Annotated in this window: 16 protein-coding genes; 9 read left to right on the top strand and 7 right to left on the bottom strand. The window is 62.8% G+C overall.

Annotation, left to right across the window (positions count from 1 at the left end; translation table 11 throughout):
• Position 1: 1 nt before the first annotated feature.
• Entirely contained in the window at positions 2-1,333 is a 1,332-nt protein-coding gene (locus RA302_RS10400; protein ID WP_020907057.1) for an anaerobic C4-dicarboxylate transporter family protein, read from the bottom strand.
• Positions 1,334-1,439: 106 nt separating this feature from the next.
• On the opposite strand from RA302_RS10400, the gene RA302_RS10395 reads away from it, so the two are divergent.
• Together RA302_RS10395 and RA302_RS10390 are read left to right on the top strand one after the other, a co-directional pair.
• Complete coding sequence (locus tag RA302_RS10395) at positions 1,440-5,987, top strand: ATP-dependent helicase (protein ID WP_256063545.1); 4,548 nt, start codon at positions 1,440-1,442, stop codon at positions 5,985-5,987.
• 48 nt (positions 5,988-6,035) lie between these two features.
• Positions 6,036-6,827, top strand: coding sequence for a DNA-formamidopyrimidine glycosylase family protein (locus tag RA302_RS10390; RefSeq protein WP_264614190.1), 792 nt, complete (start codon positions 6,036-6,038; stop codon positions 6,825-6,827).
• Here the strand turns inward: RA302_RS10390 and RA302_RS10385 are convergent.
• A complete protein-coding gene (locus RA302_RS10385; protein WP_019747721.1) occupies positions 6,814-7,383 on the bottom strand; it encodes a TetR/AcrR family transcriptional regulator in 570 nt (189 codons plus the stop codon). The genes RA302_RS10390 and RA302_RS10385 overlap by 14 nt on opposite strands.
• A gap of 87 nt (positions 7,384-7,470) precedes the next feature.
• Here RA302_RS10385 and RA302_RS10380 point away from each other — a divergent pair, with 87 nt between their 5' ends.
• From RA302_RS10380 to RA302_RS10360, 5 genes are all read left to right on the top strand, one after another.
• On the top strand, positions 7,471-8,412 hold the full coding sequence (locus RA302_RS10380; RefSeq protein ID WP_019747720.1) for an oxygenase MpaB family protein: 942 nt from the start codon (positions 7,471-7,473) through the stop codon (positions 8,410-8,412).
• A 17-nt stretch (positions 8,413-8,429) separates the two neighbouring features.
• Positions 8,430-8,966 carry a hypothetical protein gene (locus RA302_RS10375; RefSeq protein WP_019747719.1) on the top strand — a complete coding sequence of 179 codons (537 nt, stop codon included), beginning with the start codon at positions 8,430-8,432 and terminating at the stop codon, positions 8,964-8,966.
• A gap of 147 nt (positions 8,967-9,113) precedes the next feature.
• Positions 9,114-9,764: a serine/threonine protein kinase gene (locus RA302_RS10370; protein ID WP_256063552.1), complete on the top strand. Its 651-nt coding sequence runs from the start codon at positions 9,114-9,116 to the stop codon at positions 9,762-9,764.
• Complete coding sequence (locus tag RA302_RS10365; protein ID WP_020969176.1) at positions 9,754-10,677, top strand: hypothetical protein; 924 nt, start codon at positions 9,754-9,756, stop codon at positions 10,675-10,677. The genes RA302_RS10370 and RA302_RS10365 overlap by 11 nt, the downstream gene beginning before the upstream one ends.
• An 86-nt stretch (positions 10,678-10,763) precedes the next feature.
• Positions 10,764-11,648, top strand: a complete 885-nt coding sequence (locus tag RA302_RS10360) for an aldo/keto reductase (protein ID WP_029537905.1) — start codon at positions 10,764-10,766, stop codon at positions 11,646-11,648.
• 22 nt (positions 11,649-11,670) lie between these two features.
• Here RA302_RS10360 and RA302_RS10355 read toward each other — a convergent pair whose 3' ends face one another.
• Positions 11,671-12,414 (bottom strand): 3-hydroxybutyrate dehydrogenase, encoded by a 744-nt coding sequence (locus tag RA302_RS10355; protein ID WP_060938853.1) that lies wholly within the window; start codon positions 12,412-12,414, stop codon positions 11,671-11,673.
• Positions 12,411-13,787, bottom strand: coding sequence for an MFS transporter (locus RA302_RS10350; RefSeq protein WP_338480502.1), 1,377 nt, complete (start codon positions 13,785-13,787; stop codon positions 12,411-12,413). The genes RA302_RS10355 and RA302_RS10350 overlap by 4 nt, the downstream gene beginning before the upstream one ends.
• Positions 13,788-13,940: 153 nt before the next feature.
• On the opposite strand from RA302_RS10350, the gene RA302_RS10345 reads away from it, so the two are divergent.
• Positions 13,941-14,888 carry a LysR family transcriptional regulator gene (locus RA302_RS10345; protein WP_338480500.1) on the top strand — a complete coding sequence of 316 codons (948 nt, stop codon included), beginning with the start codon at positions 13,941-13,943 and terminating at the stop codon, positions 14,886-14,888.
• Here RA302_RS10345 and RA302_RS10340 read toward each other — a convergent pair.
• From RA302_RS10340 to RA302_RS10330, 3 genes are all read right to left on the bottom strand, one after another.
• A complete protein-coding gene (locus tag RA302_RS10340; RefSeq protein ID WP_019747714.1) occupies positions 14,857-15,573 on the bottom strand; it encodes a GAF and ANTAR domain-containing protein in 717 nt (238 codons plus the stop codon). The two genes, RA302_RS10345 and RA302_RS10340, sit on opposite strands and share 32 nt — an antisense overlap.
• Positions 15,574-15,623: 50 nt before the next feature.
• Positions 15,624-16,166, bottom strand: coding sequence for a hypothetical protein (locus tag RA302_RS10335; protein ID WP_019747713.1), 543 nt, complete (start codon positions 16,164-16,166; stop codon positions 15,624-15,626).
• Between the two features lie 99 nt (positions 16,167-16,265).
• Entirely contained in the window at positions 16,266-18,008 is a 1,743-nt protein-coding gene (locus tag RA302_RS10330; RefSeq protein ID WP_029255014.1) for a glycerol-3-phosphate dehydrogenase/oxidase, read from the bottom strand.
• A gap of 108 nt (positions 18,009-18,116) precedes the next feature.
• On the opposite strand from RA302_RS10330, the gene glpK reads away from it, so the two are divergent.
• Complete coding sequence (glpK, locus tag RA302_RS10325) at positions 18,117-19,607, top strand: glycerol kinase GlpK (protein ID WP_019747711.1); 1,491 nt, start codon at positions 18,117-18,119, stop codon at positions 19,605-19,607.
• Positions 19,608-19,677: the final 70 nt, after the last annotated feature.

Here is a 19,677-nt window from a genome sequence, read left to right as displayed (position 1 = left end):
CTCAGCCGAGCACCACTCCGAACACCGCGCCGGCCGCAATCGTCGTGACGGCCAAGATGATGGTCGGCAGGAAGAACGAGTGGTCGACGAGCTTGGAGCCGAGCTTCGTGCTGCCCGAGAGGTCGAAGTTCGCAGCTGCGATCTGCGAACCGTTTGTCGGCAACAGATAGACACCGGCAAACGCTCCGGCCCACATGCCGCTCACCAGGCCGGGTGCAATCCCGGCAGCGAGACCGATCGGCACGATGGTCCTCGTCGCGGTCGACTGGCTGGTCGTCAGGACACAGACCAGGAAGACACCGAGCGCGAAGATCCATGGCGCGGCGTTGACCCAGTCGCCGACGGTGCTCGTGATCAGCTCCGAATGTGCACTGATGAACGTGTCCGTCAGCCATGCCAGACCGAACAGCGCGATGGCCGAGACCATGCCGGCACGGAACACCGTCGACGAGGGCACGTCGGCAACGTTCGGGCGGCACACCAGCAGGATCAACGTACCCACGACGAACATCAGCATTTCGATGATCGGTGTCATCCCCATCGGGGAACCGTCGGCGGCTTCGGGGCGAATTCCCTTGAACAGGCCGAAGATCACGATGGCCAGAACGCCGGCCAGGAAGATCAGTGCCGCGTTTCGTCCGGTCTTCGTCGAGACGAGTTCGGTCTTGGACGCTGCACCAGGTCCGGCCAATTCGCCCGACTTCATCTTCGCCTGTATGTCCGGGTCGTCGTCGAGATCCTTACCGAGCCTGTTGACCGCGATGGAGGAGAGGACGATGCCGACGACAGCGGCCGGGAAGGTGATCTTGATGATGTCGATGAGTTCGAAATCGTAAGGCGGCACGTCGGTCAGCGTGACCATCGCCGCCATCGCCGCGGACACCGGACTACACGCCAGCGCCACACCGGTCGAGACAACCGACAGCGACAGCGGCCGTGACGGCCGCACACCGTTCTTGTACGAGACGTCGTAGATGACGGGGAGCAGCGGGTAGAGGATGTTGGACGTACCGGCACCGACCGAGAACAGGAATGACACCAACGGCGCGATCAGCGTGATCTGTTTCGGGCGAGATTCGATCAACTTGGCCGCGATGGTGACCATCCAGTCGATACCACCGGCCGCCTGCATCATCGACGACGCGAGGACAACGGACAGGACGATGAGGAGAGCGTCGACCGGCGGACTGCCGACGTCCTCTCCGAAGACGAACACGAGGACGGCAACACCTGCGCCGCCCCACAGACCGAGAGCGACACCGCTCGATCTGGTACCCATGACAATCGCCCCGAGCACTACCGCCAGCTCGAGGACAATCTTGACTGCTTCCATCAGGCACTCGCCTTCTCGATAACAAGAGAATCGCTATAACAGGGCAAATAGTATGCTCTGCACTTCGGCTGCGGGCACGAACACGCTGTCGGTGGGAAGGGGCAATATGGTGGTCGTGACCAATGTCCTCGGTAGGTTCTCGCCCGCCACACGCGAGTGGTTCGGTGGCGCGTTCAGCGCTCCGACTGCTGCGCAGCTCGGTGCCTGGGAATCCATCGCAAGTGGCTCTCACACACTTGTCGTCGCACCAACCGGCTCCGGCAAGACATTGTCGGCGTTCCTGTGGGCTCTCGATCAACTCGCCGCGAAGGACGAAGGCGAACGCGCCACCAAAGTCCTCTACATTTCGCCACTCAAAGCGCTGGGCGTGGACGTCGAACGGAACCTTCGCGCGCCGCTGGTCGGCATCACACAGACTGCGAAACGTCTGGGCCTCACCCCGCCCGAGATCACCGTCGGTGTTCGTTCCGGCGATACGTCACAGGCCGATCGGCGCTCGTTGATCAAGCGTCCTCCGGACATCCTGATCACGACGCCGGAGTCGTTGTTCCTCATGCTCACCTCCGCTGCCCGGGAAACACTGGTCGGCGTCGACACCGTGATCGTCGACGAGGTTCACGCGGTGGCGGGTACCAAGCGCGGCTCGCACCTTGCGCTCTCTCTGGAACGTCTGGACGGCTTGCTCGAGCGTCCGGCGCAACGCATCGGATTGTCGGCCACTGTCCGTCCCCACGAGGAGATCGGGCGGTTCCTCGCAGGTTCGGCACCGATCCGAATCGTGGCACCGCCTGCCGCCAAGACCTTCGATCTCACGGTCCGTGTCCCCGTCGAGGACATGACCGAATTGGGTATCGCGACGCCCGCCGACGGTTCCGAATCCCCCACCCCGCAAGCCGGTTCGATCTGGCCCCACGTCGAGGAACAGATCGTCGACCTCGTGCTCGATCACCGATCGTCCATCGTATTCGCCAACTCTCGTCGCCTCGCCGAACGATTGACGGCCAGGCTCAACGAGATTCATGCAGAACGCATCGGTCTGGCCGTCGAGAAAACACCTCGCCCGCCCGCGCAGATCGGAGCTCCCACCGAGGTCAACTACGGCGCAGAACCCCTCCTTGCTCGCGCCCACCACGGATCGGTCAGCAAAGACCAGCGAGCCCTCATCGAAGACGATCTCAAATCGGGTCGATTGCGATGCGTCGTCGCCACCAGCAGTCTCGAACTCGGAATCGACATGGGCGCCGTCGACTTGGTCATCCAGGTGGAGGCGCCGCCCTCGGTTGCCAGCGGCCTGCAACGTGTCGGTCGCGCCGGCCACCAGGTCGGCGAGATCTCACGAGGCGTCGTCTTCCCCAAACATCGCACCGACCTGATTCACTGCGCGGTGACCGTCGAGCGCATGGTCGAAGGCAAGATCGAGGCGATGGCCGTTCCCGCCAATCCCCTCGACATCCTTGCCCAGCAAACTGTTGCGGCCACCGCTCTGGAACCGATCGACGTCGACGACTGGTTCGAGACGGTGCGCCGAAGCGGTTCCTTTGCAACGCTTCCCCGTTCGGCCTACGAGTCGACTCTGGATCTGCTCGCCGGGCGGTACCCCTCGGACGAGTTCGCCGAATTACGTCCGCGCCTGGTCTGGGATCGCGAGTCCAACACTCTGACGGGCCGCCCGGGTTCGCAGCGCTTGGCAGTCACTTCCGGCGGCGCCATCCCCGACCGCGGCCTCTTCACGGTCTACATGGTCGGTGAGAAAGCATCAAGAGTCGGCGAACTCGACGAAGAAATGGTCTACGAATCCCGGGTAGGCGACGTCTTTGCGCTCGGCGCCACCAGTTGGCGGATCGAGGAGATCACCTTCGATCGGGTTCTGGTCAGCCCCGCCTACGGCATGCCCGGTCGTTTGCCCTTCTGGCATGGCGACGGACTCGGTCGCCCTGCCGAACTCGGACAGGCGTTGGGACAATTCGTTCGAGAGACCGCGCTGGGTAATGAAGCCGACGTCGTCGAGCGTTGTCGCGTGGGCGGGCTCGATCACAACGCCACAACCAATCTGATCCAACTCGTCGGTGAGCAGAAGAATGCCACCGGGCAGGTCCCGTCGGATCGAACATTGGTTGTCGAGCGCTTCCGCGACGAACTCGGCGATTGGCGTCTGGTGCTGCATTCCCCGTACGGCCAACGGGTACACGCACCGTGGGCCCTCGCCATCGGGGCCCGCTTGCAGGAACGATACGGCGTCGATTCCAGTCCGACGGCCTCCGACGACGGCATCATCATCCGTCTCCCCGACACCGAGAACGAACCTCCCGGCGCCGAACTGTTCACCTTCGACGTCGAGGACATCGAAGATCTGGTCACCCAGGAGGTGGGTGGCTCGGCATTGTTCGCCTCCCGATTCCGCGAATGTGCCGCCCGCGCACTGCTTCTCCCACGCCGCAATCCCGGCAAGCGTGCCCCACTGTGGCAGCAACGTCAGCGGTCGGCGCAACTGCTGGACGTCGCCCGCAAGTTCCCGACATTCCCGATCCTGCTCGAGACCGTGCGTGAGTGCTTGCAGGACGTCTACGACCTGCCGGCACTGAAGGAATTGTTCGGCAAGATCGAACGGCGCCAGATTCGAATAGTCGAAGTGGAGACGCCCTCGCCTTCACCATTCGCGAGTGCGCTCCTGTTCAACTACGTCGGCGCGTTCATGTACGAGGGCGACAGCCCCCTGGCCGAGCGACGCGCCGCCGCACTGTCGTTGGACTCCACGCTGTTGGCCGAACTCCTCGGCCGCGTCGAACTGCGCGAGCTGCTCGACGCCGGAGTGATCGAGCAGGCAGAACGTGAACTGCAACGTCTCGCTCCGGACCGCAAGGCCAAGGACCTCGAGGGCGTCGCCGACCTCCTCCGCATGCTCGGCCCGCTGACCACCGAAGAAGTCACGGAACGCTGTCTCGAGGATCCGGTCTCGTGGCTCGACAAGTTGGTCGCAGACAAACGTGCCCTCCACGTCTCCTATGCGGGCGAGAGTTGGTGGACCGTCGTCGAAGATGCAGCGCGCCTTCGCGATGGACTCGGCGTTCCCCTACCCATCGGGGTTCCGGCCGCGTTCATCGAGCCGGTCGATCAGCCACTCGACGACCTCCTGAGCCGATACGCACGCACCCACGGACCATTCACTCTCACGGATGCGGCTGCACGCTTCGGTATCGGAGTATCCGTCGCGCGTGACGTTCTCGGTCGGCTCGCGCTCGAAAAGCGTGTTCTCGAAGGAGAATTCCGACCGTCTGCAACTGGGAGCGAATGGTGCGACGCCGAAGTCCTGCGCCGCTTGCGGCGTCGCTCGCTCGCCGCGGCACGGCAAGAGGTCGAGCCGGTCAGTACCGCAACGCTCGGACGTTTCCTTCCCGGTTGGCAGCATGTGGGCGGCACGCTGCGCGGAATCGACGGTGTTGCAACGGTAGTCGATCAACTTGCCGGCGTTCCGATTCCGGCGTCCGCTCTCGAATCGTTGATCCTGCCGAGCCGAGTCGCCGACTACTCCCCCGCGATGTTGGACGAACTCACCTCGACGGGTGAAGTCCTGTGGTCCGGATCCGGAGCAATCTCCGGCAAAGACGGGTGGGTAGTTCTGCACCCCGCCGACCTGGCACCGATCACGCTCAATTCGCCCGCCGACACCGACGTCTCGGAGTTGCAGAAGCGCATCCTCGACCTGCTGTCCGGCGGCGGTGCCTACTTCTTCCGCCAGTTGGTCGACGCGTTGCAAACTACGGAGTCGGCTGCAGACACGGTCGACAGTGCGGTGACGACGGCACTGTGGGAGTTGGTGTGGCTCGGACACATCGGTAACGACACCGTGGCACCGCTGCGCGCACTTCTCTCGGACACCACCAGAACCACCACAAGTCACCGATCGCCTCGACGTGTTCCTCGTGCCCGTCCGTACCGCGGAATGGCGCACGCTTCCACCCCGGCTCGCACGGGACCGGCAACCGCTTCCGGTCGGTGGTTCCAACTGCCGGCCATCGAACCGGACCCGACCATCCGGGCGCACGCCACGGCCGATCTGTTACTCGAACGGTACGGCGTAGTCACCCGCGGTTCTGTGATGAGCGAGAACGTGCCGGGCGGTTTCGCGTTGATCTACAAGGTACTGAGCACGTTCGAGGACAACGGGCGCGCTCGACGCGGATACTTCGTGGACACCCTGGGCGGCGCTCAATTCTCGACGCCTCCCGTGGTCGACCGCTTGCGCACGTTCGGTGATTCCATCGAGGGGCGCCACACCTCCTCGGCTGCAGTCACTCTCGCGGCGTGCGACCCGGCCAATCCCTACGGCGCCGCACTGCCGTGGCCGGCGTCGGGGGGCGAAGAGTCACCCGGACACCGACCCGGACGTAAGGCGGGAGCACTGGTCGTTCTGGTGGAGGGCGAGTTGGTTCTGTTCGTCGAGCGCGGCGGTCGCACCATCCTGACATTCACCGACGACGGCGGAACTTTGCGCCTGGCAGCGCTGTCGCTTGCCCAGAAGGTGACTTCTCGCGCTGTCGACAAGTTGGTAGTGGAGAAGGTCGACGGAGAGACCATCCACGGCAACGATTTTGCTCCCGTCCTGGTCGAAGCCGGCTTCGCGGCCACCCCTCGCGGATTTCGGTTGAGGTCATGAGGATTGAGGTCATGATGGTTGCGATCGTGAAGTGCTGGAGCGGCGACCATGCCTGAGGGCGATACCGTGTGGCGGGCCGCCAACGATCTGCGCGCAGCCCTGGCCGAGAAGGTACTCACCACTTGCGATGTCCGCGTTCCTCGCTATGCCACCGTGGATCTGTCGGGTCATCGTGTGGATTCCGTCGCCAGCCGCGGAAAGCATCTGCTGATCCGCGTGGGCGAAGCGTCCATTCACACGCATCTGAAGATGGAGGGTCAGTGGCAGATTTATCGCCCCGGCGAGCGCTGGCGCAGACCCTCCCACCAAGCGCGCATAATCTTGGCCACCGAAGACTCTGTAGCAGTGGGCTTTTCACTGGGAATCACCGAGATCCTCGAACTGGGGCAGGAACAGGAGGCCGTCGGGCACCTCGGACCGGACCTGCTCGGGACCGATTGGGACAATTCCGTGGCCGTCGAGAATCTTCGCGCTGCAGACTCCGTACCGATCGGAATCGCGCTCCTGGATCAGCGCGTGATGGCCGGACTGGGCAACGTGTACCGCAACGAGATCTGCTTCCTACGAGGCATTCACCCGAAGACGCCGACACACCGCGCCGGGAACCTCGACGCGATTGTGGATCTGTCATTCCGCACCATCAACGTCAACAAGTCGCGTCGCATCCGGGTCACCACCGGCGACACCCGCCCAGGTAGGCAAACGTGGGTGTACGGCAGACGCGGAAAACCTTGCCGCCGATGCGGAACCCGCATCAGAGAAGACACCCTCGGACCGGATCAGCTCACCGAGCGAAATATCTTCTTCTGCCCCGTGTGCCAGCCGTTCACGCCTGGTTAGCGTTGATCAGCAGCCGGACGCAATGGCGCACAAATCGCTCGCGTTCGACGACGATCGAGCCGTCCAGATAACCGATGAACAGTGTGAACAACGCCCCGACCAGCCCGACTGCCACCAGCTGCTTGTCCACCGGATCAGCAATCTCGGACAACTGGTCGTACACCAGGTCCACGAACGCCGGCATCGATTCGATACCGCGTCCGCTCAGCACCGGCTCCGAGAGCGGAGCGATCAGAAGCACTCGCCCCATTGCCGGGTCGTCGACCATCAGCTTGACGAAAGCGTCGACCGCAGCGGTGGCGACTGCCTCGGATGTCGTCTCGGACTCCACTGCCGTCGCGAGCGCCGACTGCGCGCGCTCGGCGACAAACGTGTGGACCGCGACAACGTACTGATCGCGATCGGTGAAGCTCTCGTAGAAGTACCGCTCGGTCAGACCAGCGGCCTTGCAGACCGCTCGCACGTTGACGGCCGGACCGTCGACCGCACCGAGCAGTGTCACTCCGACGTCGAACAACGTCGCCTTTCGAGTGGCCCTGCGTTCTTCGATGCTCACAACTTCCCCACTTCTCCGACACTTGTTCTTCAATGCACCCGGTATTCGATCCTTGACTACCGCTGTTGTCGATCCTAATCTGACAACATGCGTAGTCAACTTGGCGACAGCAGCACCCCGGTTCCCCTCGGTCCGGATTCCCTGACCTGGAAGTATTTCGGCGACTGGCGCGGGATGCTCCAAGGTGTCTGGGCAGGTTCGATGCAAAACATGCACCCTGGTCTCGGCGCCGGGGTCGAGGAGCACTCGCAGTTCTTCGACGAGCGCTGGGAACGGCTGTACCGCTCGCTGTATCCCATTGCCGGCGTGGTCTTCGACGGCGATCGCGCGCAGCAGACAGCCGAAGAAGTCCGTGGCTATCACACACGGATCAAGGGCATCGACAAGCTGGGACGCCGGTACCACGCACTTGATCCCGACACCTTCTACTGGGCGCACGCGACATTCTTCATGGGCACCATCGTCACCGCCGAGAACTTCTCCGGTGGCCTGACCGAGGCCCAGAAACGACAACTCTTCACCGAGCACATTCAGTGGTACCGCCTGTACGGGATGAGCATGCGCCCGGTTCCCGAAACCTGGGAGGCATTTCAGGAGTATTGGGACCACATGTGCCGCAACGTGCTCGAAGACAACAAAGCGACCCGCGACGTCTTGGATTTGTCGGGGCTGGGAAAGCCCCCGTACATGACGTGGCTACCCGATCCGTTGTGGCGGCTCACGCGGATTCCCCTCGCCCGCGGATTCGTGTGGCTGACAGTGGGCATGTACGACCAACCGGTTCGCGACCTTCTCGGCTACTCGTGGACCAGTCGCGATCAGAAAATTCACAACGCTGTCGGCCGCACCGTCAACGCCGTCTTCCGCCTGGTGCCGTGGCGATACCGGTATCAACCGCGCGCTCGCGCGGGGTGGGACCGAGCCAGCGGCAGAATTCCCGCCGGGGCTCCACTGGTCCACACGCCGGCCCGCAATCTACCGCCGCTCGAGCAGCGAGATAATCCGATGCACTACAGCCCGAGGGTCTGATCTGCCATGCTCTGAACATGGAGTGGGACCTGCGAACACTGCTGAACCGGCCGATCACGTCTCACGGTGCGCCGCTGGGACAAGAACGTGTGGCGGCGAGAACCACCGCGTACATCTACGGCAACATTCTTGTCCTCGCCGCACTCGTCCCGGTGACAAAATCTCAGGAATCACTGGGTGCCGCGATTGTGGTCGGCACGGCATTGTCGACGTACATCGCCCACACATTTGCCGAGAGCGTCGGCGAGAGCATTCGCAACGACCGCCGTCTCACCACCGCGGAGAGAATCGACTCGCTGCGCGATTCTGTCCCGATCCTCACCTCCGCGGTTGTTCCTGTCGCCATTCTCGCGACGGCGTGGTTCAACTTCCTGGAACCACGGACGGCGCAGTTGATCGCGGAAATCGTCTTGATCCTGCGCATCGGATCCACCAGTTACGTGATCAGCCGTCTTCACGGCGAGAAAGTCAGCACGAACACACATCTGGCAGCCTTCGGCCTCGCTGCCGTCGCCACCCTCATAGTCGGCTTGAAGATAGTGCTCACTCATTGACGAGCCACAAGTGCAAAAGAAGTCAGACCGGTCGTATATAACTAAGACGGGCAATTCGCAGAAACCTAACAATCGGTAATTTCGATGTGCGGTGATCGACGACTAACTCGGCCCACTTCTATCAAGTAGGCAGAGGAGCAGCCCGAAATGACAACACCACAGCCGCCGTATCCCTGGAACAACGACCCCAACCACACGACGCCTCTCCCTCCGCCCCCTCCTCCGCCGCCGGGCATCACACCCGGTCAGGCGCCGTACTCGGGACATCAGCCTGCTTACACCCCGCCCCGGCCCCCATACGGTCAAGGCACCGGATATTCGCCGATGCCTCCCCGCCCGCCGAAATCGTATGCATGGCTGTGGGTCTTACTGGGAGTTGTCACAGTCGCACTCGTCGCCGTCGTGGTCTACGTATGGGTTCTCCCTCTTGTCTTGAACGACAATTCCGACGAGAACACCGCACGCACGGAAACCGTGGTGATCACCTCACCCGCGGCCGCGCCGCAAAATGGCGTCGTCACACCCGCGCCCAACGAGTCGGTCCCTGCCAGCGCAGCGCGTTGTGGATCGGTGTTCTCGAACAACGAATTCACAACGTCCGCCGTCGGCACCAGCGTGACGTCTTGTGAGTTCGCCGAAGAAGTGCGCTACCAGTACGTGAGCCAGGGCCGACGCGGCGGCCCGGTCTCCATCAGCGCGGTCAGTCCGGTCACGGGAACTCGGTACTCGATGAACTGCGCCGGCAACAAAGTCGTCACGTGTACCGGCGGAAACAACGCGGTGGTCTATGTCTATTGAGCAGTGCGTCGAGGCTCGTAGCGGGACGCGCCGACGACTCCTGGCGGTTGCACTCGCCACTGCTTCTGCAGCAGCCCTCGCGGGCTGCACGATTCCGACGCGAGACGAGCCGTCGGAGAAGGTCGAGACGATCACCGAGATCGTCGTCGTTCCACCGGAGCCGACAGAGACTCCTGCCGCCCCGGGCAACGGTGTCGGCCCGCTCGCCGGATTCGAGGCTCTGGGCAACACCCTCGGCGGCGCCGTGGGTATCGCACTCGTGCCCGTCGGCGGCGGTCAGTCACTCGTTGCCGGCGAGTGGCAGAACGGAGTCGCCTGGTCCACCATCAAAGTCCCACTGTCCATCGCAGCCCTCCACGAAACCGACAACACACAACTCACCACGGTCGAGCAGGCGATCACCACCTCCGACAACGAATCAGCCGAAGAACTGTGGCGAGGCCTCGGCGATCCGACCACTGCCGCAGCGAAGGTCGAGTCAGTCCTCGTGGCCTCCGGCGATATGTCCACCACCGTGGAATCACGCACGCTACGACCAGAATTCAGCTCGTTCGGTCAAACACAATGGCCACTTGCCGTCCAAGCGCAATTCGCCGCCACCCTGCCATGCCGGAGCGACGCCATCGAAGTCTTCGGGCTCATGGGCAGCATCAGCCCCGACCAACATTGGGGCCTGGGAGTGATCCCAACCGCTCGATTCAAGGGTGGGTGGGGGCCTGACGACGACGGCGGCTATCTGGTCCGCCAATTCGGGATCATCAGCAGCGGCACCGGACAACTCGCTGTCGCCATCGCAGCCAAGCCGGACTCGGGCACTTTCGCCGACGGTACTGCGATGCTCAGCGACATCGGCCGCTGGGTAGGCGAACGAGCGCAGGCTTTACCCATCGGCGGCACCTGCCAACCGAGCTGAAGTACTGCCGGTTGAGGGAGGTACTGCCGTTACCCGGCTGAGCAGTCACTCCCACCGAACCAGTGGCCGCCGCTACCGTGGACGACATGAGCATCCCGAGCCTGAAACTGAACAACGGCGTCGACATCCCCGCGCTGGGCTTCGGCGTCTACCAGACCCCGCCGGACGAAACTGTCGCCGCAGTCGAGTCCGCGCTTTCGGTGGGTTATCGCCATATCGATACGGCTGCGGCCTACGGCAACGAGAAGGGTGTCGGCGAGGCGATCCGGCGATCCGGTCTCGATCGCGGTGAGATCTTCGTCGAAACGAAAGTCTGGATCACCGACTACGGATACGACGAGACCTTGCACGCCTTCGACAAGAGCGCAGGCAAACTCGGAGTCGAGCAACTTGACCTCCTCATCCTTCACCAGGCGTTGCCGAGCGAGTTCGAGCGCACCATCGACGCATACAAGGCCCTGGAAACACTTCTCGCAGACGGCAAGGTTCGTGCCATCGGAGTCAGTAACTTCATGCCGGATCACCTCACCCGACTATTGGACGCAACGTCCGTAGTGCCGGCGGTCAACCAGATCGAGGTCCATCCATACTTCAGGCAGTCGACCTTGCTCGAGGCCGACGCCGATCACGGCATTCTGTCTCAGGCATGGTCACCGATCGGCGGAATCACGTTCTATCGCGACGGCTCTCACGGCTCAACCCTCGAGGACGCCACCATCGGTGCTATCGCTTCCTCTCACGGCAAGTCTCCCGCACAGGTGATGCTCCGCTGGCACCTCCAGCAGGGCCGCCAGGTGATCCCCAAGTCGGTGACTCCCTCACGCATTGCGGAGAACTTCGACGTGTTCGACTTCGAACTCACCGCCGAAGAACTCTCCGCAATCGACGCACTCGACACCGGAGTTCGCGGTGGTCCCGAACCCGAGGTCATCACTCGCGAGAAGTTCGGAATCGAGATCCCCGAAGCGTGAAAAACCCAGCAGCTCGCGTGGTCTAGCTGGCGCTCCACCCTCCGTCGATGGTGTACGACGCCCCCGTCACCATCGACGCATCGGTCGATGCCAACCAGCCCACCAGCGATGCCACCTCCGCAGGCTCGACCATCCGTTTGATTGCGCTCTCGGTGAGCATCACCTTTTCGACAACCTCGGATTCACTGATTCCGTGAACCTTTGCCTGGTCGGAGATCTGGGATCGCACCAGTGGCGTCAGGACATAGCCCGGATTGACGCAGTTGCTGGTGACACCGTGTGAGGCGCCTTCGAGCGCAACAACTTTCGACAGTCCTTCGAGTCCGTGCTTAGCCGTGACGTATGCACTCTTGAATGCCGAAGCGCGGAGCCCGTGGACCGAGGAAATGTTCACGATGCGACCGAAACTGTTGCGGTACATGTACGGCAGGGCGGCCCGAGCGAGGAGGAATGGCGCTTCGACCATGAGGCGCTGAATCTTCCGGAAGTCCTCGACGTCGAAATCCTCGATAGGACTGACCCGTTGAATGCCGGCGTTGTTGACGAGTATGTCCGTCTCGAGTGACAGATCCACGAGTTGGTCGGTGTCGAGGAGATCGACGGCCCACGCCGTGCCGTCGATCTCCTCGGCCAGCGACTTCGCGGCGACGTCGTCGAGATCGGCGACGGTCACGTGCGCGCCGCGGGCGGCGAGGAGTCGAGCACACGCCTCGCCGATCCCGCTGGCACCACCGGTGACCAGAGCAGACTTTCCGGTCAGCGTCATACAGACACACCGGCCCGCTCGTCGGCGAGAACACGGGCGTCAGCGGCGTCGACGGACTCGAGCGAGATTCCCTTGGTCTCCCGCGCGAAAACGACTGCGACGATGGTGACCAGGGATGCCAGCAGGAGATAGATCGCGATGGGGACCGAGGAGTCGAACTTGCTCAGCAATCCGGTCGCGATGATCGGAGCCAGTGAACCCGCCACGATGGACGTGACCTGATAACCCAGGGAGACACCGGAGTAGCGCATCCGAGTCGGGAACATCTCGGCCATGATCGCGGGTTGGCCTGCGTACATGAACGCGTGGAACACGAGCCCGATGATGATTGCCGACAAGATGACTGCATTGTGCCCGCTGTTCATCATCGGGAAGGCGAAGAATCCCCACGTTCCGGCGGTGACGGCGCCGATCATGTACACCGGGCGTCGACCGATCGTGTCGGACAGTTTGCCTACCAACGGAATCACTGCGAAGTGCACGGCATGTGCCATCAGCATCCACCAGAGGATGTGCGCCGTGTCCGCATGAACGACGACCTTGAGGTAAGTGATCGAGAAGGTCACCACGAGGTAGTACATGACGTTTTCGGCGAAACGCAGGCCCATCGCGGTCAACACTCCGCGCGGGTAACGCTTGACGACCTCGAAAACGCTGTACGAGGTTGCCTTGACCAGTTCTGCTTCCTTCTGCGCCGCAATGAAAATGGGAGCATCGGTGACCTTGGTCCGAACGTAGTACCCGACCAGAACGATCACCGCGGAGAGCCAGAAGGCAACGCGCCAGCCCCAACTCATGAAGGATTCGTCCGAGAGCGTCGACGTCAGGATCAACAGCACGACCGTCGCCACCAGGTTGCCCATCGGCACGCCGGCCTGAGGCCACGACGACCAGAATCCGCGCGATCGATTCGGGCTGTGCTCGGCGACCAGGAGTACCGCCCCACCCCATTCGCCGCCGACCGCGAATCCTTGGATGAAGCACAGCGTGACCAGCATTGCCGGCGCCCAGTAGCCGATCTGACCGTAGGTAGGCAGGCATCCCATCAAGAACGTTGCGGCGCCGACCAACAGCAAACTGAACTGCAGCAACTGCTTTCGGCCGAATTTGTCTCCGAAGTATCCGAAGACGATTCCGCCGAGTGGCCGGGCGGCGAATCCGACGGCGTAGGTGATGAAAGCCGCGATGATCGCATCCAGCTCGTTGCCGCCGCCGGGGAAGAAGACCTTGCTGAAGACCAGCGTGGCCGCCGTGCCGTACAGAAAGAACTCGTACCACTCGACCACGGTGCCCGCCATCGAGGCGCCGACCACCTTCTTCAGCCCCGATGGTGGGGCTTGGCTCTCGGGCTTCGGCATGTTGTCGACGCTCATCGTGGACTCCCTCGTCTTCAGTTCGCGATTCGCCTGCTCTTCACGATCAGGAATGTGACCGCTCGCACACTTTTTGTGACTCGATGAGTATCAGTGCAGATTGATGGCACGACAATGACAAATCTCGCACCATATAGGTGCAAAAATGCAGATATGACTCTCGGACTGAGCCCGGACGACCTACTGGTGCTTCTCGCGGTCGGTCGCACCGGTCGCTTCAACACCGCCGCCGACGACCTCGGCCTCAATCACACCACCATCTCGCGCCGCATTTCCTCGCTCGAGAAGTGTCTCGGCGGCCGTGTCCTGGTTCGCTCGTCCGGCGGCTGGGAGCTGACCGACCTGGGCAGACAAGCCCTCAGCGCGGCCGAGCGCATCGAGGCTGCGGTGAACGAACTGGCGCTCGACTCCACCGGTCAGCAGCAACTCGACGGCGTCGTGCGAGTCTCGGCGACCGACGGATTCAGCGCATACATCGCGGCGCCCGCCGGCGCCGCGGTTCGCAGACGCCATCCCCGCGTCAGCGTCGAGATTGTTGTCGCAACCAGAAAGGCGTCGCAGATACGCTCGGGTCTCGACATCGAGGTTGTGGTCGGCAAGCCTCACGTTCACCGCGCCGAAGCAGTCCATCTGGCCGACTACGCGCTGGGTTTGTACGCGTCCCGAGACTATCTACGTCAGAATGCTGTTCCCGAGAGTGCCGCAGATCTGGCCGATCACTCGCTCGTGTACTTCATCGACTCGATGCTGCAGGTCGACGAACTCGATCTGGCTCGCAAGCTCACGGTTTCCATGCGCGAGGCCGTCACGTCCACCAACGTGTTCGTACACATCGAGGCAACGCGCGCGGGTGCCGGCATCGGCCTTCTCCCCTGTTTCATGGCCGAGCAGCACGACGATTTGATTCGCGTTCTACCGGCTCACATCGAGGTGAGACTTTCCTATTGGGTGGTGGCCCGTTCGGAATCCTTGCGACGCCCGGAGGTCGCAGCGGTGGTGACAGCTCTTCGAGAGACGGTGGATCGCAAGCGATCTCAACTCCTCGGCTCGACCGGGACGAACGAAGCGCTCAGTCCAGAGTCGAACGATGCTGGACGATGACCTTGCGCGCCAATTCGGCGATCTTGACGTTCATGTTTTGTGAGGTTCGCACCAGAATGTCGAAGGCCTCGTCGTCGGACACACGATGCAGTGCCATCAGCAGACCGACGGCCTGACCGATTTCGCGGCTGCTTGCCAGACCACGTCGCAGCGAGTCGGCGTCCTCGCCTCGCGTCAGCGCAGTGACGGCCACGGATGCAAATGACGCCAACATGATCGCGTGGTCGGCAACGGTTTCGGTGAAAGCCCCCGGAGTGTCCGAGAAGAGGTTGAGGGCACCGAACTTCTGACGATCTACCATCAGCCGGAACCCCATCGATCCTCGAATGGGTGTCTCCGCCACGACTTTCCGAGCGAACTCGGGCCACTGATTCGGGGTGCGAAGGTCCGACTCGAGTTGCGGCGCCTCCGTATCGAGGGCGTCGATGCACGGCCCCTCACCGGTGGCACGCTCGAGATCGTCTGCATAATCGGCGATCTCGTCGCTCGCCGCTACGGTGACGTTGGTGTTTCCACGTCGCAGCATCAGACTTGCGTGGTCGCAACCGGGAATCAACTCGACAGCCGCCGAACAGATCGCGGAGTACACCTCGGCGCTGTCTGCCGCGGAGTAGAGGATCTCCGCCAACGCCGCGAACACTGCCTTGGGTTCTGTCAGTGCTTGGTCGCGCTCAGCCATCTCCATACACCTCGGGGTCTACCGTTCATCGAATTCTTCATCGAACGGTACAAACCTTACTTACTCGACCTGATGGGGTCGCCGCCGCTCGCCGATTCCCGCCCGTCCGTCCCCTGAAAAGCCTCCGTAGCTGCGCGGTGATGCAGCGCCGTGACCGTGGTGATCTGCTTGGACACCAGGTCGTTGAGTTCGCGGTACTGCTCCTCGGTCTCCCCGGCCGGAATGTCTCGCAGGACCTCCCACATCGCACTCTTGCCGCACAGCGCGGTCCGCATGATCTCGAGCGTTGCCAACTTCACGAGGCGATTACGCCAGATGGCGTCGACATGGACGAGACGTCTGATCCGATTGACTGTCGCGTCGATCTTGGAGTACCGCGGCAGAGATATGCCCTGGGTGTCCTCGATCAGTTGCAGCAGCTGCTCGATCTCGTACTCGAGCTCGCCCGGCAACGAATCCAGCTCACCGTCGGCCCAGACGCCGTACGAGTCCGAGAGTGACCGCGAGAGTTGCAGCCCCACCATCGCCCCGCACAGGTGAGTGACCAGATAGCCGGTAGCTATGTGTTCCTCAGCAGATCGCGACCGATTACCGAACATTGAGATCCTCCTGGGCGACGCTCGACCGGTCTGTGCTGACACGGGTGGTGATTCGCCATCCGCCTACCCGCGACAGACCGGAAACAAACGACGGGCGACTCAGACCCGATCCGGCACCACGACGACGGGCTCGAGGATCTCGGCCCGCGACTCCGGCGCTGCGGCGCGCAATGCGTCCGCCGACTCGTCGTCCGGCTGGGTCTGAGACTCGATTTCCGCTTCGACACGCGCTCGGTACGTGTCGACTTCGCGTTCGACGGTGGCGGCATCCCAACCGAGAATCGGGGCAACCAATCCGGCGACCTGCTGTGCGCAGTTGACACCACGATGCGGATATTCGATTGCGATACGCGTACGGCGGGCGAGGATGTCGTCGAGGTGCAGTGCCCCCTCGGCCGAGGCGGCGTACACAGCTTCGACCTGAAGGTAATCGGGCGCGTCCGTGATGGGCTGCAACAACTCCGGTGTCTGCCGGCCGAGTTCGAGGACCTCGGTGATGAGCGAACCGTAGCGGTCGAGCAGGTGCTTGACGCGATACGGATGCAAGCCGTACTGCTCGCCCAGTTGCACGGTCTGGTTGATCAACGCGAAGTATCCGTCGGCGCCGACGAGCGGCACCTTCTCCGTGATCGACGACGCAACCCGCGCCGGAATGTCTTCTGCTGCGACGTCGACGGCGTCTTCCGCCATGACCCGATACGTCGTGTACTTTCCGCCGGCGATGGCGACCAGACCTGGAGCCACACGGGCAACGGCGTGCTCGCGCGAGAGCTTCGACGTCTCGTCGCTTTCACCGGCAAGCAGCGGGCGGAGGCCGGCGTACACACCGTCGATGTCGGCGTGCGTCAACGGCGTGACCAGGACGGAGTTCACGTGGCCGAGGATGTAGTCGATATCTGCTTTGGTTGCCGCCGGATGTGCGAGATCCAGGTTCCAGTCGGTATCAGTGGTGCCGATGATCCAGTGACTGCCCCACGGAATGACGAACAGCACCGACTTCTCGGTACGCAGGATGATGGCGGCTTCACTGACGATGCGATCGCGCGGGACGACGATGTGTACGCCCTTCGACGCTCGCACCCGGAACCGTCCGCGCTGACGTGAGAGCGCTTGGATCTCGTCCGTCCAGACACCGGTCGCATTGATGACGACGTGACCCTTGACCTCGGCGGTACGGCCGTCTTCGCAGTCCCGAACACGAACTCCCGAGACCCGATCCGCTTCCCGCAGAAAGCCGACGACCTGCGTCGACGTTCGGACGACCGCGCCGTAGTGTGCAGCGGTCCGTGCGACGGTCATGGTGTGCCGAGCGTCGTCGACGACGGTGTCGTAGTACTGGATGCCACCGGTCAGCGAACTGCGCTTGAGGCTCGGCGACATGCGTAGTGCGCCCGCCCGCGTCAAGTGCTTCTGGGAGGGGACCGACTTTGCGCCGCCCATTCGGTCGTAGAGGAAGATTCCCGCCGCCATGTACGGGCGCTCCCACACTCGGTGAGCCAGAGGGAACAGGAACTTCAGCGGCTTGACCAGGTGCGGAGCGAGCGTGGTCAGCGAGAGTTCGCGCTCACGCAATGCTTCACGAACGAGGCCGAATTCGAGTTGCTCTAGATAGCGGAGACCGCCGTGGAACATCTTCGACGAGCGACTGGACGTGCCGGATGCGTAGTCACGGGCCTCGACCAACGCAACCTTGAGTCCGCGGGTGGCCGCATCGAGCGCAGCTCCGACACCGACAACACCGCCGCCGACAACGACGACGTCGAATTGCTCGGTCTGAAGCTGTTCCCAAGCAGCTTCACGCTGCTGCGGGCCGAGAAACTGCGCACCTTGCTGCTTACTCAACCCGGTCTCCTGTAAGTCGACGACGAATCCGTTTACAGGCTAGTAGCTTGATCCACATACTGCGACAGCGCACGGATAACTGCGAACGCGCCCGAACATAGGAGCACAGTGAATCAATACATCGCCGCCATCGACCAAGGCACGACGTCGAGCCGCTGCATGATCTTCGATCACGACGGCGCCGTGGTGAGCGTTGCGCAGAAAGAACACGAGCAGATTTTCCCGCGTGCCGGTTGGGTCGAGCACGACCCGGTTGCGCTGTGGATCAACACCCGGGAGGTGGTGGCCGGCGCTCTCGCGAAGGTCGACCTCACGCGGGCCGACATCGCGGCCGTCGGAATCACGAATCAGCGTGAGACGACCGTCGTTTGGGAGCGTTCGACGGGCAAGCCGATCTACAACGCGATCGTGTGGCAGGACACGCGCACGGATCAACTGTGTGTCGAACTGGGCGGCGACGAGGGTCCGGACAAGTACCGAGACAAGACCGGGCTGCCGCTCTCGACCTACTTCGCCGGGCCGAAGATCCGGTGGATTCTCGACAACGTGGACGGCGCGAGAGCCAAAGCGGAGGCCGGAGAATTGTGCTTCGGCACCGTCGACACGTGGATCGTATGGAACCTGACCGACGGTGTTCACGTGACAGATGTCACCAATGCGTCACGCACGATGCTGATGGATCTCGAGACCCTTCAGTGGGACGAATCGATCTGCGCGGACTTCGGAATCCCGATGTCGATGCTCCCTGAAATCCGTAGTTCGTCCGAGGTCTACGGCACCGGCCGTCCTCGCGGCAATCTCGCCGGTGTGCCGGTCGCCGGAATCCTCGGTGACCAGCAGGCAGCCACATTCGGCCAGGCCTGCCTCTCCGAGGGCGAAGCCAAGAACACCTACGGCACCGGCAATTTCATGCTTCTCAACACCGGAACGAAGCCGGTGCACAGCAAGCACGGACTGCTGACGACCGTCTGCTACAAACTCGGCGAAGCCCCTGCCGTCTACGCACTCGAAGGTTCCGTCGCGGTGACCGGCTCCTTGGTCCAGTGGCTTCGGGACAATCTCGGAATCATTCAGAACGCCAAGGACATCGAGCCGCTCGCCGCGAGTGTCGACGACAACGGCGGCGCCTACTTCGTACCCGCGTTCTCCGGACTGTTCGCACCCCGGTGGCGACCGGATGCACGCGGCGTGATCGTCGGCCTGACGCGGTTCGTCAACAAGGGACACCTGGCTCGCGCGGCCCTCGAGGCGACGGCATACCAAACCCGTGAGGTCATCGACGCCATGCGTGCGGATTCGGGAGTCGAACTGTCCGCGCTGAAGGTCGACGGCGGCATGGTGGTCAACGAAACCCTGATGCAGTTCCAGTCGGACATCCTCGGAGTTCCCGTCATCCGCCCGGTGGTCAACGAAACGACAGCACTCGGCGCTGCGTATGCAGCGGGCCTCGCCATCGGTTACTGGGCCGACACCGAAGACATCCGCAACAACTGGGCCGTCGGCCAAACCTGGGAACCGGCGATGGACGAGTCCGAAAGGTCACGGCTGTACGCGGAGTGGAACAAGGCCGTCGAGCGGACGTACAACTGGTCCGAGTAATCACCCCGATCCTTCCATACCGGAAGAGCTGATCATGGTCGCCTATTGATACTCCTGAGGTATCAATAGG

The sequence above is a fragment of the Rhodococcus sp. DN22 genome, from assembly GCF_036669995.1.
Classification (GTDB): Bacteria; Actinomycetota; Actinomycetes; order Mycobacteriales; family Mycobacteriaceae; genus Rhodococcus_F; species Rhodococcus_F erythropolis.
This window is presented reverse-complemented; position numbering and strand designations above follow the sequence as displayed.

Bases quoted from the DNA above. Each gene is read 5' to 3' on its own strand.
- RA302_RS10400 (WP_020907057.1), bottom strand. From the start codon at position 1,333: ATGGAAGCAGTCAAGATTGTCCTCGAGCTGGCGGTAGTGCTCGGGGCG.
- RA302_RS10395 (WP_256063545.1), top strand. From the start codon at position 1,440: ATGGTGGTCGTGACCAATGTCCTCGGTAGGTTCTCGCCCGCCACACGC.
- RA302_RS10390 (WP_264614190.1), top strand. From the start codon at position 6,036: ATGCCTGAGGGCGATACCGTGTGGCGGGCCGCCAACGATCTGCGCGCA.
- RA302_RS10380 (WP_019747720.1), top strand. From the start codon at position 7,471: ATGCGTAGTCAACTTGGCGACAGCAGCACCCCGGTTCCCCTCGGTCCG.
- RA302_RS10375 (WP_019747719.1), top strand. From the start codon at position 8,430: ATGGAGTGGGACCTGCGAACACTGCTGAACCGGCCGATCACGTCTCAC.
- RA302_RS10370 (WP_256063552.1), top strand. From the start codon at position 9,114: ATGACAACACCACAGCCGCCGTATCCCTGGAACAACGACCCCAACCAC.
- RA302_RS10365 (WP_020969176.1), top strand. From the start codon at position 9,754: ATGTCTATTGAGCAGTGCGTCGAGGCTCGTAGCGGGACGCGCCGACGA.
- RA302_RS10360 (WP_029537905.1), top strand. From the start codon at position 10,764: ATGAGCATCCCGAGCCTGAAACTGAACAACGGCGTCGACATCCCCGCG.
- RA302_RS10355 (WP_060938853.1), bottom strand. From the start codon at position 12,414: ATGACGCTGACCGGAAAGTCTGCTCTGGTCACCGGTGGTGCCAGCGGG.
- RA302_RS10350 (WP_338480502.1), bottom strand. From the start codon at position 13,787: ATGAGCGTCGACAACATGCCGAAGCCCGAGAGCCAAGCCCCACCATCG.
- RA302_RS10345 (WP_338480500.1), top strand. From the start codon at position 13,941: ATGACTCTCGGACTGAGCCCGGACGACCTACTGGTGCTTCTCGCGGTC.
- RA302_RS10340 (WP_019747714.1), bottom strand. From the start codon at position 15,573: ATGGAGATGGCTGAGCGCGACCAAGCACTGACAGAACCCAAGGCAGTG.
- RA302_RS10335 (WP_019747713.1), bottom strand. From the start codon at position 16,166: ATGTTCGGTAATCGGTCGCGATCTGCTGAGGAACACATAGCTACCGGC.